Here is a 16535-nt window from a genome sequence, read left to right on the forward strand (position 1 = left end):
CGGTAACGGAAATGACTGAGAGTTAACTCTATCCATCGGTAACACTCATCTTTAGACTCCCAGCCAGGTTCTATGTCTGGGACATGTTCAAGGAAGTCGCTGACCTGATCCAGGGTCTTGATGAGTTTGGTGTTCATGATAATCTTCATCCTCTCATCATGAACGACATCCTGGACCTTTACAGGCTCAGTTCGTATTGGAAACCGGGCTTTTGTTCAGGCTCATTTTATATTGGAAGAGACTGTTCGCACAGACATGGTCAATATTGGTCTATTCTTGTTCTTTCGTAGGTTGGGTTTGCCTGAATTTCAACTGATGGATTGGGACTGATGTTACTCTGGATAAGGCCATATGTGTCTTTCCGGGGAGCTATCCGGGTTGTTATTCGAACGTTATGTCAGGGTTGGCAATAGCAAGCCTTTTGAATTGAGTCATACTGATTGTGATAACAAAATGACCCGTATCGATAGCGTGCCTTCTTCTCCAGAGATCTCCAATGACTTCATGCAATTTATGGAACAAGACCGCGTGCAGGCTTGGGGGGTCCATGATTGCCATGCCAGAGCGTTTTATTTGAATGAGCATTCTTCATGGTTGTTTGGTATTCCCCGCCGTTACAAGGTTTGCGGTAAACGATTTACCGATATTCCTGCCCCTATTTTCAGTCGTTGCTCAGATCAGATTGTTGAGCAGAACAATATTTGCATCCGGGAGAAAAAAGAGATCACCGTTTTGAATGTTCATCCCGGTGGTAATGGCTGGTTCGCTTATATTTCCAAGAAAAAGCCTCACTACAATCACCTTCATCAGGTGGATGGTGTGCTGAGTCATGGCTATTCGGTGACCCAGTCCTGGATGAAGGCTGCTATGAATATTCGTTGTCTCATGAAGCTGGATGGCAGGGCAAATGGCCAGTCCTCCTTTCGTGTAGGGATTATGCCCAGTCTCAGCCCCAGAGAGTCAGAGGTGTTGTTCTTTCTGATCTGTAATCAGCAGATCAAGCAGATTGCGGGTATTCTCTCCCTGTCTGAAAATACCATTCGCTCTCATATTGAGCACCTTAAGAAAAAGTTTGAAGTGCACTCGATTGCCCAGCTTATTGAGGCTGCAATTTCAGTGGGCTGCCACGACTTCTTGCCTTCAACCCTGCGTCTCAACCAGCTCTCCATGATTATGGCGAACTGATCGGCGGTCGGGGAAAAGAGGGATAAACTTCCAGCCTGAGTTGTCAAAAGAAAGGTGTTGCACTGCGGGTAAATTGAGCAGGCAGCATCTTTTTTATTGGTTGCGTAGTTTGAATGCAAAGTCGAGATGGTGCCGTCAGTCATTCAAATATGAATGGTATTTTAAGTTCGCTTTAACCCATTACAGCAGGAAATCGTTATGGCGTTACCCCAGAGAAAAGTGATTGCAATTACCTCCCTGGGTGGACTTCTCGAAGCCTACGATTTTACTGTTTATGCCCATCTGGCTACCTATATTTCCCTGGTTTTTTTTCCCGCTGCGGATTCGGCCAGCTCATTGATCAATACTTTCATTACGTTTGCCGTGGGTTATCTTTCCAGACCGCTAGGGGCCATCGCTTTCAGTCATTGGGGGGATCGTCATAGTCGCAAAGCCAGCTTTACGGTCACCATTCTGCTCATGGCCGTTTCCACTCTCTTTATAGGACTTTTGCCTGGGTATGCTCATCTGGGCATTGTGGCGCCGGTATTATTGGCCGTGTTTCGATTCTTACAGGGCTTCTCATTTGCGGGGGAGTTTTCCGGAGCTTTCACCTATCTCTATGAAACAGTTCCTGTTCGCTCTCAGGGTTTTGCGGTCAGCATGCTGGGGGCAGGATCATTAGCCGGAATTCTCCTCGGAGTCATCGTTCATGGTGTTTTGATTCATGTCCTTACTATGGAGCAGGTTGTGGATTGGGGGTGGAGAGTACCTTTCCTGCTGGGCGGGTCGCTGGGTGCTATCAGCTATGTCATCAGGAGACGATTTGCTGAGCCCAGAGTGTTCAGTGATCTTGTGGCACAGGGGGGCGTCGAAAAGCTCCCTCTTTTAACTTTGCTCAGGTCTTATAAATCTCAGATTTTGACGGGGCTGCTATTAGTAATGCCTGTCCTGGTATCAGTGACCGTTCTGGTGTTGTTTATTCCAGGTTACCTCACACGCTTGCTTGATTATCCAGCCAGAGATGTTGCCTTTGCAAATGGGTTAAGTATGTTTGCAGGGGTGCCGGTTTGCCTGCTGATTGGTTGGTTGGCCGATAAAATGGACCGGCGTTATCTGATGCTGGGGTCGTCGCTGATGATTGCTGTAGCGGCCTGGCCACTTTTCTTCTGGTATGCCTCGGGAGAGGCTAACTTGCTGATCACAGCACTTGTCGGTGCTGTACTTTGGGGGAGTATCGAAGGTATTTCCTTGCTGTTGGTGGTTTCTTCTTTTCCCATTGGTATTCGTTATACCGGCATGGCTTCGGTATACAACATAGGGGCCATGATCTTTGCAGGCTTTGGGCCTGTTATCGCTATGGGGCTGATTCAAGTGTCTGAGCATCAGGCGGCTCCTGCTTTCTACCTGATGGTGAGTGGTTTGGCGGGTTGTCTGGGAGCCTTGCTGCTGGCTCCCGAACAAAGAAGAAATGCTGCGGTATCCGATGAAGTCGAGCCTCAATCCATAGGGTAAAGAGGTTCTTTTAGATTAGAGAGAAAGGGCGTTCTCGGGTTCAAAGTTTTCAGGGATAAGGATGGTTTCCTTGCTGTCTTCCTGAGTGAAAGGGAAGTCCAGGTTAAAGTGTAAGCCTCTGGATTCCTGTCGAGACAGAGCACAGTCGATAATCAACTCCGCGACTTGAGAAAGGTTTCTCAGCTCAATCAGATCATTACTGATCTTGAAGTGGCTATAAAAGTCATGGATTTCATGTTGCAACAGTCGTGAACGGTTCCTTGCCCTGAGCAGTCGCTTGGTGGTCCGAACGATGCCTACATAATCCCACATGAAACGTCTCAGCTCGTCCCAGTTATGAGAGATAACGACATTCTCGTCAGAATCGGTGACCTGACTGTCATCCCACTCAGGCATTTCCGGGCAAGGGGACAGGTTGGCAATGGTCTTGTTGATGTCTGCAGCGCAGCTTCTGGCACTGACAAAACATTCCAGCAAGGAGTTGCTGGCCAGACGGTTAGCACCATGAAGTCCTGTGAATGCACATTCACCGATGGCGTATAGGCCAGGAACATCTGTTTTTCCTTTCAGGTCGACCAGAACACCACCACAGGTGTAATGGGCCGCTGGGACAACCGGCAGGGGTTCACGGGTCATATCGATGCCGTATTCCAGGCAGCGCTCATAAATATTGGGGAAGTGAGAGATAATGAAGTCTTTCGGTTTATGGCTGATATCCAGGAACAGGCAGTCAGCCCCCAGTTTCTTCATCTCATGGTCAATGGCTCTGGCGACAATGTCTCTGGGAGCCAATTCACCCCTGTGATCGTAATCATCCATAAAGCGAGTGCCATCCGGACGAACCAGAAGACCGCCTTCGCCCCGAACCGCTTCGGAAACAAGGAAGGACTTCGCTTTAGGGTGGAACAGGCAGGTGGGATGAAACTGATTGAACTCCAGGTTGGCAACACGGCAACCCGCTCGCCATGCCATGGCGATACCATCTCCGCTGGCTCCGTCAGTATTGCTGGTGAAGAGGTAGGCTTTGCTGGCGCCACCACTGGCAATAGCGTGTGCTCGACCTTTAAAGAGTTTGACTTGATCCGACTTTACATCCAGTACATAAACACCCACGCATCTTTGGTCATTCAGGCCCAGTTTGCTGGTGGTTATCACATCGATGGCCAGGTGATGCTCGTAAAGATCAATGTTGGGCTGTTTGCGGGCTTTATCGATCAGGGTCTCGGAGATAGCACGGCCCGTAGCATCGGCTGCATGAATAATTCTTCTGGCGCTGTGACCGCCTTCCCGGGTCAGATGAAAATCGAAGTTCTTTTCTTCTTCTTGTTCACGGGTAAAGGGAACGCCCTGATCGATCAACCACTGGATGCTGGCATTACCTTGCTCAACCATATGTTTGACAGTAGATTCTTTGCAGAGTCCGGCGCCGGCAATAAGAGTGTCTTCTATATGCTTTTCGAGGCTGTCGTCCTGGGTATCCAATACTGCGGCGACGCCCCCCTGGGCACCGGCTGATGAGCCAGCGGTCAGCTCTCCCTTGCTGAGAATGGCCACTCTCAGGTGGCTGTCCAGGTGCAGAGCCAGGGTCAGTCCGGCTGCGCCACTGCCAATTATTACTACGTCATAGTCAAGTGTTGAATGCATGTATGTTCCCTGGTCCTAAAAATCACAGGCGACAAGACCTGTATCAGGAAAGCTGCCACTTTCAGGCTGTGATTCAGAATAATCATGAACACGATCTGGCATTCTATGCTCAATAATGTGTTCAGGAGCCTGTACAGTTTCCTGCACCAAAAACCTGACATTGTCGTAGGCTTTCGGTTTTCTGCTGTAAATATTGTTCAGCTTGCGGGGCTGAATAATGTTTCAGTAGATTTTGGCTGTTCTCTTCAGATGTTAATCGCTGGCCTGTCTTTCGGTGGCGTTCTGGTCGTTTTGCAGTTGAAACTGGAACTCGGAACCATGACGGTTAAACTCACTTCAATCTAAAGCTGCGTCACGGGTTGCCGATGGCTTGTACGGAGAATGTCTCACGTTTTTTCCAGGCAGGCTCAACGTACGGCGTTATAAAACACTGAGAAATCGGTATCAAGTATATAGAAATTATGGTGAGCACTATAGTACGCTGTAATGATCCGAATCAGTTTTCAGCCGATACTGTGAAATTTTTTTGAATGAGTTCGGGAACTTTCTGGCCGAAACATGGTCTATATAGAAGCAGATAGAATTCGCAGCACAGGCATGTGTTTGTGGAAGGGGGGAGAGTATGGTCAGCCTGAGTACAATAAATTGTACGCAGAGCCGATTATAGCATCTGTCCTTTCCTTCCCCGTTCGCCCGTGTTTTTTCTGCGATAGCGGGAGACCCCCTCTATGGTAGAGCATCCACAGGCGGATCAGCAGCTGGTACAGCGCGTGCAGAAGGGTGATAAAGCGGCCTTCGATATGCTCGTGCTCAAATATCAGCACCGGGTGCTGGGTCTGGTAGGCAGTTATATAACGGACTACCAGGAAGTGCAGGATGTAGCCCAGGAAGCTTTTATCAAAGCTTACCGGGCGATAGACAAGTTTCGCGGCGACAGTTCCTTTTACACCTGGTTGTACCGGATTGCCGTGAACACTGCCAAGAATCATCTGGTTTCCAAGGGGCGTAAGGTTCCGGAGTCTGACATTGATGTTCATGATGCCGACTTTCTGGATACCGCAGCTTCTCTCAGGGTGGTGGATACCCCTGAAAGGAATCTGTACCGGGATGAAATTGAGCAGGTGATCCACGATGTAATCCGGCGTTTGCCGGATGAGTTGCGAACTGCTGTGATGCTGAGAGAGTTTGATGGTCTCAGCTATGACGAAATTGCCAATGTCATGGACTGCCCGGTGGGAACGGTAAGATCAAGAATCTTTCGGGCCCGGGAGGCAATCGACAAGGAAGTGGAGCCACTGTTGCGTCGTGGCTGACAGGCAGTTAATGTGAAACACTGATCAAAGTGTCAGCATCATTTGCATCCGGTGCTGGCCTGACAAAGAGACCAGAGGTATGCCTATGAGTGAGAAACACTCTCACAATCATGCCCAGGAAAGGTTGAGTGAGTCACTGTCCGCAACAATGGACGGTGAGGCCGGTGAGTTCGAACTCCGGCGCGTGCTCGATAACATTGGCAGTGACGAAGACCTTCGGGATAAAGCCCGCCGGTATCAGATGATGGGCGACGCTCTCCGGCACGAAACCAATGAATTTATGAATATTGATCTGTCAGCAGGTATCCGTGACAGGCTCGAAAACGAAGCTGCACATTCTGTATCTGAAAAGACGCCAGGCACAAGTCGCGGTGCTCTGGCCACTGTCGAACAGTGGTGGTCGAAAGCAGGTCGCGTTGCTGTAGCGGCATCTGTTGCATTAGCGGTATTGCTTGGGGTGCAAAACTACAATACTTCCCCTGATTCAGTGCCACTGGTAACCGGTGTTACTGATCAGACTACCTTGTTGCAGCCCGTTCAAATTGCCCAGAATGGCTATGGTGCTGCAGGCATCAAAGCTGGATATAACTCCCGACAGCATGACAGCATTACACCAGAACAGCTGGCTCAGGCTCAGAGTGTTGCTGACCGTGCCACCAAGGAACGCTTCAGGGCTTACGCGCTGCAGCATGCTGAAATGAGTGCCATGAATTCAGGACAGGGGATTCTCCCTTTTGCGCGATTGACCACATTTGAATCACAATGAGTTTATGAAAGGAATTCGATTGAACAGGGGGCGCTTTATCCCGATGCTGCTGGTTTTGCTGGCGGCTTTGAGTGGGCAGACTTATGCTGCCGACGCTGCATCTGAACCCGCCGATACGCCTGAAAAATGGTTGGAAACCATGGTTCAGGCCACGCAAAACCTTACCTATCGCGGACACTTTGTTTACCAACAGGGTGCTAACCTAGAAACCCTGGCTGTTACGCATACGCTTCAGACAGTGAATGGTAAGTCAGAGGAGCTGGAAAGCATTGCTTTTCTTGATGGGCTGCCCAGAGAAATGGTGCGTCAGGGAAGTAATATAACCTTTGCCAGTGCCGGAAGAGAACCAGCGAGATTTGAGCATGAGTCTCTGGTCCCGATGGTAGGCCGTTTTACTGCCGGTAACTTTGATCAACATTACAAACTGAAACCGGCTGCTCTGGATCGTGTAGCAGGCCGAGAGGCAGTTCAGGTTCTGGTGGTGCCAACGGATCGTTTTCGTTATGGCTACCAACTCTGGCTTGATCGTCGAACCGGTCTTCTGCTGAAATCCGTCATGGTGGATAATGAAGGCAGGATCATTGAGAGAATGCAGTTCACCAGCCTGGAGTTTCCCGGGGTGTTATCCAGTGAAGAACTGGAACGTCTGAAGCGAAAGCTGCCACAGTCGCCAGACAAGAATGTGGTAAAACTGAAAAGTGATTCCGTTCCCGAGAAAGTGGAGTGGAACTGGGAGGCCAGCTGGGTACCGGAGGGCTTTAAAGCCCGCGGACACAGTAGTCGCAACTCTGCTGTGAGTAATCAGAAAGTCGATACGCTGAATTTTTCTGATGGACTGGCCAGCTTTTCAGTGTTTGTTGAACCGGACGAAACCCGGGTTTTGAGTCAGGCAACCGAACAGATTGGTTCCATGGCTGCAGTCTCCAAAGTGTTTCGTAATGGTGAAAAATATTTTCATGTCACTGTTCTTGGAGAGATACCTCTGGGCACCGCCGAGAGAATTGCAGTATCCGTCCGTCCCAGGGAACAGAGTCAGCAGGCAGATAAATGATTGAGGAAGAGGGCAGGGTTGTAGCCGTTGAGCAGGGAGCCGTGTGGGTGGAAACCATTCGCAAGAGTACCTGTTCCAGTTGCAGTGCACGTAATGGCTGCGGGCAGAATCTGCTTGAGAAGTATCGAGCCAGCAAACAGCAAGCCTATATTCGGGCAACCAGTGAATGGTCGATTGATGAAGATGATCGGGTCATTATTGGTATTCCGGAAAGCGCCCTGATGAAAGCTTCTTTGCTGGTTTATCTCATGCCGCTGATATTCATGATGGGGTCGCTCTGGCTGGCTAATGCCGTTGGCTGGAATGATCTGCTTACCGCCTTGTCTGCTATGGCAGGCCTTGCTGCCGGGTTTATACCGGTGCGAATGCTGGGCCACTCAACCAGCGACATGTGTCGCGTTAAAGTGATTAAGGTACTGCCTCGTAAGGTAGTCGGACCTGAACTTATAACAATCAGTCAGTCCTGGTCCGCTTAGTCTTTAATCCGTTAAAATAACTTCCACTCACAATACCCATTCTGGGTCTTTAACCACAGGATGTAAGGAGAAGTCAGGTTCATGAACAGGGTCAACCTTCTCTTCAGGAACTTTATTTATTTTCTGAGTCTCTCACTGCTCTCTGTACAGATGGTACAGGCCGGCAATCTTCCGGATTTTACCCGACTGTTTGAAGAGGCTTCGCCCGCTGTCGTTAATATCAGCACGCTTTCAACGCCAAAACAGGGGCGGTCTCAGGTTTATGGGCCGGGTGGTGAGGAAATACCGGAGATATTCCGCCGTTACTTCGGTATTCCAATGCCTGATGCGCCCTCTGGCAAGCAGCAGCCGATGTCCTCGGGTTCGGGTTTTATTATTTCAAACGACGGTTATATTCTGACTAATAACCATGTGGTGGACGGTGCCGAAAAAATTATTGTTCGCCTGCATGATCGCAGCGAAAGGGTTGCCGAACTGATTGGTGCCGACAAACGTTCTGATCTGGCTCTGTTGAAAATTGAAAGTGACCGGAAGCTCCCCGTTGTTAAAATGGGCGACTCTGAGAACATAAAACCAGGGGAGTGGGTTGCCGCTATTGGTTCACCTTTCAACTTCGAGTACTCCATCACCAAGGGTATCGTCAGTGCTTTGAACAGAAGTCTGCCCAGTGATGCTTATGTGCCCTTTATTCAAACCGATGTGCCTATCAATCCCGGTAACTCGGGTGGCCCACTCTTCAATATGAAGGGTGAAGTGATTGGTATTAATTCCCAGATTTTTACCCGCTCAGGTGGTTTCATGGGGCTCTCTTTTGCTATTCCATCCGACCATGTTGAGTGGGCTGTGGATCAGCTGAAAGAGAAAGGTTATGTCTCTCGAGGCTGGCTGGGTGTAGCGATTCAGGAAGTGGACCGCGATCTGGCGGAATCTTTCGGGTTGGAAAAGCCAATGGGGGCTCTGATCAGTCAGGTGGTGCCAGGAGGCCCTGCCGACAAGGCCAAGCTGCATCCCGGAGACATTATTACGCGCGTCAATGGTCGTGACATTATGAGGTCAGGCAGTCTGCCTATGGCCATCGGTGTGATCAAACCCGGTGACAAGGCAACGCTTGAGTTAATTCGTAATGGCAAGAAAAAATCTGTCCAGGTTGAAGTGGGCGAGTTGCCTGATGAGCAGGGCCAGAGCGCTGATCGTCCAACAACACCTGACATGAAAAAGAATCGCATGGGTATTCAGGTGGAAGAGCTGAATGATGATTATCGTAATAAACTGAGACTGGATCAGGACGTGAAAGGGGTAGTCGTCACAGGTGTTATTTCGGGTGTAGGTCGTTCCATTGGTCTCCGTCAGGGTGATGTGGTGACGGATCTGAATAATAACCGGATCGAATCCGTTAAGGCGTTCAATAAAGTGGTGGCCGATCTTCCCAAGGATCGTTCGATTTCCATGAGGGTCCTGCGCGGTGGTCAGTCAGGTTATATCTCTTTCCGGTTGTCTGAGTAACAGGCTATGACCTGATGCAGTGTTCTGCTTCAGGTCATTATCAGCTTTGAAGATTATTTCCTGTCTATTGCCACTCTGATGGAGAGCAGTAGTCGGTCTTTCAAGACTTCAGGGGTGATCTGATTCTTCAGATGCTGTAGAATCGTCCTGATATACAGCAGCTTCGCGCCTGTAATAAGGCTGGCGAAGACCCTGCAAGCTGAACAACTGTCCTCGTGAAAGAGATTGAACTCTGAGCGGGGACAAATTTTTTGTAGTGATGACAACGTGAGCGACTTAAGCCATATCCGGAATTTTTCCATAATTGCCCATATCGACCACGGTAAGTCGACACTGGCAGATCGCTTTATCCAGAACTGTGGAGGCTTGAGCGATCGCGAAATGCAGGCTCAGGTGCTTGACTCCATGGAGCTTGAGCGTGAGCGTGGTATTACCATTAAGGCTCAGAGTGTAACTCTGGACTATACCGCGCAGGATGGTAAAACCTATCAGTTGAATTTTATCGACACGCCCGGGCACGTAGACTTTTCCTATGAAGTGTCTCGTTCTCTTTCTGCCTGTGAAGGTGCGCTGCTGGTGGTCGATGCTGCCCAGGGTGTTGAAGCTCAATCCGTAGCGAACTGCTATACCGCTATTGAGCAGGGGCTGGAAGTGATGCCCGTACTCAATAAAATGGATCTGCCCCAGGCTGAGCCAGAGCGAGTAGCTCAGGAAATTGAAGAGATTATCGGCATTGATGCCCTGGATGCAGTGCGTTGTTCGGCCAAAAGTGGTCTGGGTATCGAAGATGTTCTTGAGCGTCTCGTTCAGACTATCCCCGCTCCGGAAGGTGATGTGGACGGTGAACTGCAAGCTCTGATTATTGACTCATGGTTTGATAATTATCTGGGCATTGTCTCTCTGGTGCGGGTCAAGAATGGTACCTTGAAAAAAGGTGATAAGATTCTTGTCAAGTCTACCGGTCAGACTCATGGCGTCGATAATATCGGCATCTTTTCTCCCAAAATGGAAGTTACCGGTGAGCTGAAAGCGGGTGAAGTGGGCTACGTTATAGCCGGTATCAAGGACATTCATGGTGCTCCTGTAGGTGATACCCTGACTCTGGCAAAAACCCCGGATGTTCCGGAACTGCCGGGCTTCCAGAAGGTCAAACCTCAGGTTTATGCCGGTTTGTTCCCGGTCAGTTCCGATGACTTTGAGTCATTCCGTGAAGCGCTGGAAAAACTGAGCCTGAACGATGCCTCCCTGTTCTATGAACCTGAGAGCAGTGATGCCTTGGGTTTTGGTTTTCGTTGTGGCTTCCTGGGTATGCTGCACATGGAAATCATTCAGGAACGTCTGGAACGTGAATACAACCTCGACCTGATTACTACGGCGCCAACGGTAATCTATGAAGTTGAGATGAAGAACGGTGATCTGGTTGAGGTGGATAACCCCTCCAAACTTCCAGATCCGGCCGGCATCCAGGAAGTCAGGGAGCCGATTGTTCAGGCCAATATTCTGGTGCCACAGGATTATCTGGGTAATGTGATCACCTTGTGTGTTGAGCGCCGTGGTGTTCAGAAAGACATGCAGTTCACTGGCAGTCAGGTGGCGATCACCTATGATATGCCCATGAACGAGGTGGTTCTGGATTTCTTTGACCGTCTAAAGTCTGTAAGCCGTGGCTTTGCTTCTCTGGATTACAGTTTTGATCGTTTCGAAATGGCCAACATGGTGAAGCTGGACATTCTGATCAATGGCGAAAAGGTGGATGCCCTGGCCTTGATTGCTCACAGGGATCATGCGGTTTCCCGTGGTCGCTCTCTGGCAGAGAAGATGAAAGAAATCATCCCTCGGCAGATGTTTGATGTGGCTATCCAGGCTGCTGTGGGTGGCCAGATTTGTGCTCGAACCACCGTTAAAGCCCTGCGCAAGAACGTGACGGCTAAATGTTACGGTGGTGACGCTTCTCGTAAGCGTAAACTGCTTGAGAAACAGAAAGCAGGTAAGAAGCGGATGAAGCAGGTAGGTCGGGTTGAAATTCCGCAGGAAGCTTTCCTTGCGGTATTGAAGGTCGATAAATAAAAGTGATGAGCCTGCCGTTTGGCAGGCTTTTCTGAAAGTGCCAACTTCTCCCGTTAAAACAGTGGTGTTATCTGTTTTGACAGATTATCGGTAGAAAATAGATCGGGTATCTGAGAACAAATTACCATGGATATTAATTTTCCCCTGCTGCTGGTTCTGGCGGTTTTTATAACGGGTTTGATTGCACTGTTCGACAGGCTGGTTCTGTTACCCAAGAGAAAGGCTGCCGTCGAAGGATTCAAGTCCAGTACCGGAGCTGATCCTGATCAGGATGCTCTGGCCAAACTGGAGAAAGAGCCCAGTATTGTTGAGACTTCAAAATCGATTTTCCCGGTTTTGGCACTGGTGCTGATACTGAGATCTTTCCTCTTTGAACCGTTTCAGATTCCCTCAGGCTCCATGATTCCTACGCTTCAGGTAGGTGACTTTATTTTGGTCAACAAGTTCGATTATGGACTTCGCCTGCCAGTTGTTGGCACCAAAATCCTGTCGGTGAATGAACCTGAGCGTGGCGATGTTATGGTCTTCAAGGAGCCTGCCAATCCTAATATCAATTTCATCAAGCGTGTCATTGGTATTCCAGGTGATGAAGTTCGCTACCAGAACAAGAAGCTGACCATCAACGGCAAGCCGGTTCCTGAGAAGTACATCGCGGAACTGAGGGATGAAGGTGGACCTTACCAGCTGTTTGAAGAGACTATTGATGGCAAAAGCCATGAGATTCGCAAGGATCTGGCATTGAGAAGCCTGCGTGCCGAAGGCGTCTGGGTGATTCCTGAAGGCCAATATTTCATGATGGGTGATAACCGTGACCGCAGTAATGACAGTCGTTACTGGGGCACTGTACCTGAGAAAAATATTGTCGGTAAGGCCGTTTATATCTGGATGCATTGGCCAAGCTGGACTCAGCTGCCTAGCTTCAAGAATAATGGCACAATAGAGTAATTACTCTTCAGTTTCGGCTTCTGCCCGCTTCTGGCGGGCAGAGTTGTCTGGAGAGTCAGCAAAGAGAGTGCTGTTTATCATTTCAGTAGAGGTATTTCAGTTTTGAGATGTCTGTTTCTGAAATTATAAAAAGTATTTTCGCAGGGATATTGCTTTGAGAGCTTTTCTGAAAAGTCGGGCTCTTGGGTGATCAGGATTGTCCGGCAAATAAAAATAACCCGGCGGGAGGGATAATGACCGTTGCAAAAAGCAGACAAAAAGGACTGAGTACTTTGGGCTGGCTGGTAGCTATACTGGTCGGTGGTTTTATGATCATGTTGACCTTTAAGGTAGCACCGATTTATCTGGATGATTATGCGGTGTCAAAAGTCCTGAATTCTCTGGATACCAAGCCCGGAGTTGAAGAGGCCGGTGTACCGCAGGTAAGAGAGTGGCTCAACAAAGGGCTGCTGACAAACCGGATCAAGCTGGCCAAGGGAGAATCTAAAGTTCTCCGTGACAAAGGCAAGGCGGTAACTGTTGATATCAACTACGAACGCCGTTTACACCTGATGTACAACATTGATCTTGTATTAACTTTTGAACATAACTGGAAAGTAAAATCTCAGTGAAGACTGATGAACTTGCCCGGCTTGAACGTCGGCTGGGCTATACATTTTCTGATCGCAGCCAGCTGGAGCTGGCTCTGACCCACAGAAGCTGTGGCAGCCGTAATAATGAACGACTCGAATTTCTCGGGGATTCCATTGTTAACTTTGTGATCGCAGAAGCCTTGTTTGAGCGTTTTCCTGATGCCCGGGAAGGTCAGCTCAGCCGGTTGCGTGCCCGTATGGTACGGGGTGCCACCCTGGCGGAAATTGGCCGTGAGTTTCAATTAGGAGACTGTCTGCGACTGGGTTCAGGTGAGTTGAAAAGCGGCGGCTATCGTCGCGAGTCCATTCTGGCAGATGCGGTAGAGGCGATTATTGGTGCCATTTACCTGGATGCTGGTATGGAAACCTGCCGTGAGCGTATTCGCAGCTGGTTTACTGACCGACTGGCCGGGTTGTCTATTACGGATCAGCAGAATAAGGATCCCAAAACCCGTCTGCAGGAGTTTTTGCAGGCACGCCAGAACCCTCTGCCCAAATATAAGGTGCTGAATATCGAAGGTGACGCCCATGATCAGGTGTTTACTGTCGTCTGTGAGCTGCAAAGTCTAGACATCAGCAGTGAGGGGCAGGGGCCAAGTCGCCGTGGGGCAGAGCAGCAGGCTGCCCGTTTTGCATTGGAAAAACTGGGAGTAGACAGCCAATGAACTCAGCCGTGACCGAATCTGAAGAAGTAATGGATGGTCAACGATGTGGCTATGTGGCTATTGTCGGACGCCCGAATGTTGGTAAATCAACGCTTTTGAACCATATTCTTGGTCAGAAGCTATCGATTACTTCTCGTCGCCCACAGACCACACGACACCAGGTGTTGGGCATTAAAACGGAAAATAATGTCCAGACCATTTTTGTGGATACCCCGGGTATGCACAAAGTGGAAAAAAGAGCGATTAACCGTTACATGAACCGGGCTGCCAGTAGTGCGCTGACAGGTGTTGATGCGGTTGTATTTGTAGTGGATCGCCTGAATTGGACGGAAGAAGATCAGCTGGTACTGAACAAACTGAACCCAGCCAAGTATCCAGTCATTTTGGTGTTGAACAAGGTTGACCGACTCAAGGAACGTAAAGAAGAGTTGATGCAGTTTCTTCAGGAAGTCTCTGAAAAAGCAGACTTTAAAGCCATAATGCCGGTTTCAGCCCTGCATGGACATAACCTGAAAGAACTGGAAACCATGATTGATGAGCTGATGCCGGAAGGGGTCCATTTCTTCCCGGAAGATCAGATTACCGATCGAAGCTCCCGTTTCATGGCTTCTGAACTCATTCGTGAAAAGATTATGCGTCAGCTCGGTGATGAGCTGCCCTATGAAATGACGGTAGAAATAGAAGAGTTCAAACAGGAAATGCGTCCTAAAGGACCGCTGCTGGTGATCAGTGGCCTGATTCTGGTGGAGCGTTCCAGTCAAAAAGCCATTGTCATTGGTGACAAGGGCGCCAGGCTTCGCCAGATTGGTCAGGAAGCTCGTATTGATATGGAGAAGATGTTTGACAATAAAGTCATGCTGAATCTCTGGGTCAAGGTCAAGGGTGGCTGGTCTGATGATGACAGAGCCTTGAAAAGTCTGGGTTACGACTTTACCTGATGAACGAATTGAGCGCAGCCTGGATGCTGCACAGCAGGCCTTACAAGGAACGTTCTGTTATTGCTGAATTTCTGGTGAAGGACCATGGCCGTATAGCCATGGTCATCAGAGGTGTTCGCCAAGCCAAATCCCGCTCCTGTGCTGTTCAACCATTTACCCGGGTCTATGTCAGTTGGAGAGGGCGCTCTGAGCTTAAAACCCTGAACAGTTTTGAAACGGCTGCCGCTGTTCATCTGAAAGGAAAATCCCTCTATTGTGGTTTCTACCTTAATGAGTTACTGATGCGTTCAGTGCTACCAGGGCAGCACATTGAAGGTTTGTTTGACCTTTACAGTGTTGTTTTGGAGCAACTGGCCAGTGATGCTCCTGTTCAGCCTTTGTTGAGAGTGTTTGAACTGGAATTGTTGGAAATGACGGGCTACGCGCCTTCATTTACCTGCGATGGGGCCACTGGCGCTGCGATTGAGCAAGGCTGCCTCTATGAATTCAAAGCGGGTGTGGGCTTTATTCCCGTACTCAGGCCAAGGGAAAAGGATCAACCTCGCTACTTTTCCGGAGAGTTGCTGTTGTCTCTGGCTGAAAGACGTTTCAATGACGTCCGCCACTTTCCGGGTTTTAAACGATTAACCCGTCTGGCGCTCACCCCATTACTGGGTGAAAAGCCTCTAAAAAGCCGGGAACTATTCCGTACCAGGGAGAAGTCTGTCTCATGATTCCTCACAACCGCATCCTGCTGGGTGTGAATATCGATCATATCGCTACTATCCGTCAGGCCCGTGGTGGAACCTATCCTGACCCGGTTCAGGCAGCTATTGAGGCTGAGCAGGCTGGGGCCGATGGTATTACCCTGCATCTTCGTGAAGATCGACGTCACATTCTGGATCGTGATGTCCGCCTGATCCGTAATGTGCTGCAAACCCGTATGAATCTGGAAATGGCCGTCACAGAAGAGATGATTGCCATTGCTGAAGAGGTGTTGCCACAGGCCGTTTGTCTGGTTCCTGAAAAACGTGAAGAGTTGACTACTGAAGGTGGTCTGGATGTTGTTGGACACATGTCTTCCGTTTCTTCGGCTTGTGAACGATTGGGTAAAGCAGGCATTGAAGTTTCACTGTTTATTGATCCTGATCTAGGCCAGATTGAGGCTTCTGTTGCTGCGGGAGCACCAGTCATTGAGCTTCATACAGGAGCCTATGCTGAAGCAGAATCTCCGGAAGCGATGCAGGCAGAGCTGGATAGGCTCAAGAAGGCGACCGAATTTGCTCTGTCAAAAGGTTTGATTGTGAATGCCGGGCACGGACTGAATTATCAGAATGTTGAGCCAGTCGCTGCTATCAATGGCATCAATGAATTGAATATTGGTCATTCCATTATTGGTCGTGCGTTCTTTACCGGTTTGAAAACCGCTGTAAAAGAAATGAAGACACTGATGTTGAGAGCTGCTCTCCATAAATGATTGCGGGTATTGGTACAGACATCGCCCGTATAGGGCGATTTCAGAAGATTGTGGAACGGAATAAAGAGGCTTTTGCCCGTCGTGTACTCACGGATTCCGAGCTGGAAATCTTTAAATCCCATCCTCAGCAGGCAGCCTGGCTGGCCAAGCGCTTTGCTGCAAAAGAGGCTGCGGCTAAAGCTTTGGGTACAGGGATTGGTAAGGTGTCATTTCAACATCTCGAGACGTACAGTGATGAGCTGGGTGCGCCTCATATGCGGTTTCACGGTTATGCTCTGGAGCTTCAGAAACAACGGGGTATTTCAGCCATTCATCTGAGTCTTTCTGATGAAGAAGATCATGCATTAGCTTTCGTTGTGCTAGAAACCTGACTTAGGTATTAAGCTGCTTCAGTCTTGAA

17 protein-coding genes are annotated in these 16535 nt (G+C 49.2%); 16 read left to right on the forward strand and 1 reads right to left on the reverse strand.

Annotated features, from left to right (window positions below):
- Positions 1 to 351 precede the first annotated feature (351 nt).
- Both WG89_RS21280 and WG89_RS21285 read left to right on the forward strand, forming a co-directional pair.
- Positions 352 to 1185, forward strand: a complete 834-nt coding sequence (locus WG89_RS21280) for a LuxR C-terminal-related transcriptional regulator (protein ID WP_062269590.1) — start codon at positions 352 to 354, stop codon at positions 1183 to 1185.
- Positions 1186 to 1383: 198 nt separating this feature from the next.
- Positions 1384 to 2679, forward strand: coding sequence for an MFS transporter (locus WG89_RS21285; RefSeq protein ID WP_062269592.1), 1296 nt, complete (start codon positions 1384 to 1386; stop codon positions 2677 to 2679).
- Positions 2680 to 2694: 15 nt separating this feature from the next.
- Here WG89_RS21285 and nadB read toward each other — a convergent pair whose 3' ends face one another.
- Entirely contained in the window at positions 2695 to 4323 is a 1629-nt protein-coding gene (nadB, locus tag WG89_RS21290) for an L-aspartate oxidase (protein ID WP_062269594.1), read from the reverse strand.
- An 84-nt stretch (positions 4324 to 4407) separates the two neighbouring features.
- Between nadB and WG89_RS21295 the strand changes: the two genes are divergently transcribed.
- From WG89_RS21295 to acpS, 14 genes are all read left to right on the forward strand, one after another.
- On the forward strand, positions 4408 to 4668 hold the full coding sequence (locus WG89_RS21295) for a hypothetical protein (RefSeq protein ID WP_153301736.1): 261 nt from the start codon (positions 4408 to 4410) through the stop codon (positions 4666 to 4668).
- A 383-nt stretch (positions 4669 to 5051) separates the two neighbouring features.
- Entirely contained in the window at positions 5052 to 5636 is a 585-nt protein-coding gene (gene rpoE / locus WG89_RS21300) for an RNA polymerase sigma factor RpoE (RefSeq protein ID WP_062269597.1), read from the forward strand.
- An 85-nt stretch (positions 5637 to 5721) separates the two neighbouring features.
- Complete coding sequence (locus WG89_RS21305; RefSeq protein WP_062269599.1) at positions 5722 to 6402, forward strand: sigma-E factor negative regulatory protein; 681 nt, start codon at positions 5722 to 5724, stop codon at positions 6400 to 6402.
- A gap of 4 nt (positions 6403 to 6406) precedes the next feature.
- Entirely contained in the window at positions 6407 to 7453 is a 1047-nt protein-coding gene (locus tag WG89_RS21310) for a MucB/RseB C-terminal domain-containing protein (protein WP_153301737.1), read from the forward strand.
- A complete protein-coding gene (locus tag WG89_RS21315) occupies positions 7450 to 7929 on the forward strand; it encodes a SoxR reducing system RseC family protein (RefSeq protein ID WP_062269603.1) in 480 nt (159 codons plus the stop codon). Before WG89_RS21310 ends, WG89_RS21315 begins: the two co-directional genes overlap by 4 nt.
- An 81-nt stretch (positions 7930 to 8010) precedes the next feature.
- A complete protein-coding gene (locus WG89_RS21320) occupies positions 8011 to 9432 on the forward strand; it encodes a DegQ family serine endoprotease (protein WP_062269605.1) in 1422 nt (473 codons plus the stop codon).
- 267 nt (positions 9433 to 9699) lie between these two features.
- Positions 9700 to 11499, forward strand: coding sequence for a translation elongation factor 4 (lepA, locus tag WG89_RS21325; protein WP_062269607.1), 1800 nt, complete (start codon positions 9700 to 9702; stop codon positions 11497 to 11499).
- 126 nt (positions 11500 to 11625) lie between these two features.
- Positions 11626 to 12444 (forward strand): signal peptidase I, encoded by an 819-nt coding sequence (gene lepB, locus WG89_RS21330; RefSeq protein ID WP_062269609.1) that lies wholly within the window; start codon positions 11626 to 11628, stop codon positions 12442 to 12444.
- 233 nt (positions 12445 to 12677) lie between these two features.
- Entirely contained in the window at positions 12678 to 13055 is a 378-nt protein-coding gene (locus tag WG89_RS21335; RefSeq protein ID WP_153301738.1) for a DUF4845 domain-containing protein, read from the forward strand.
- Entirely contained in the window at positions 13052 to 13741 is a 690-nt protein-coding gene (rnc, locus tag WG89_RS21340; RefSeq protein ID WP_216638536.1) for a ribonuclease III, read from the forward strand. The genes WG89_RS21335 and rnc overlap by 4 nt, the downstream gene beginning before the upstream one ends.
- On the forward strand, positions 13738 to 14679 hold the full coding sequence (gene era, locus WG89_RS21345) for a GTPase Era (RefSeq protein ID WP_245662951.1): 942 nt from the start codon (positions 13738 to 13740) through the stop codon (positions 14677 to 14679). Before rnc ends, era begins: the two co-directional genes overlap by 4 nt.
- A complete protein-coding gene (gene recO / locus WG89_RS21350) occupies positions 14679 to 15392 on the forward strand; it encodes a DNA repair protein RecO (RefSeq protein ID WP_062269615.1) in 714 nt (237 codons plus the stop codon). Before era ends, recO begins: the two co-directional genes overlap by 1 nt.
- Entirely contained in the window at positions 15389 to 16135 is a 747-nt protein-coding gene (gene pdxJ, locus WG89_RS21355; RefSeq protein WP_062269617.1) for a pyridoxine 5'-phosphate synthase, read from the forward strand. The genes recO and pdxJ overlap by 4 nt, the downstream gene beginning before the upstream one ends.
- A complete protein-coding gene (acpS, locus tag WG89_RS21360) occupies positions 16132 to 16506 on the forward strand; it encodes a holo-ACP synthase (protein ID WP_062269619.1) in 375 nt (124 codons plus the stop codon). The genes pdxJ and acpS overlap by 4 nt, the downstream gene beginning before the upstream one ends.
- Positions 16507 to 16535 lie beyond the last annotated feature (29 nt).

This window comes from Endozoicomonas arenosclerae (assembly GCF_001562015.1).
In the GTDB taxonomy this organism is placed as follows: Bacteria; Pseudomonadota; Gammaproteobacteria; order Pseudomonadales; family Endozoicomonadaceae; genus Endozoicomonas_A; species Endozoicomonas_A arenosclerae.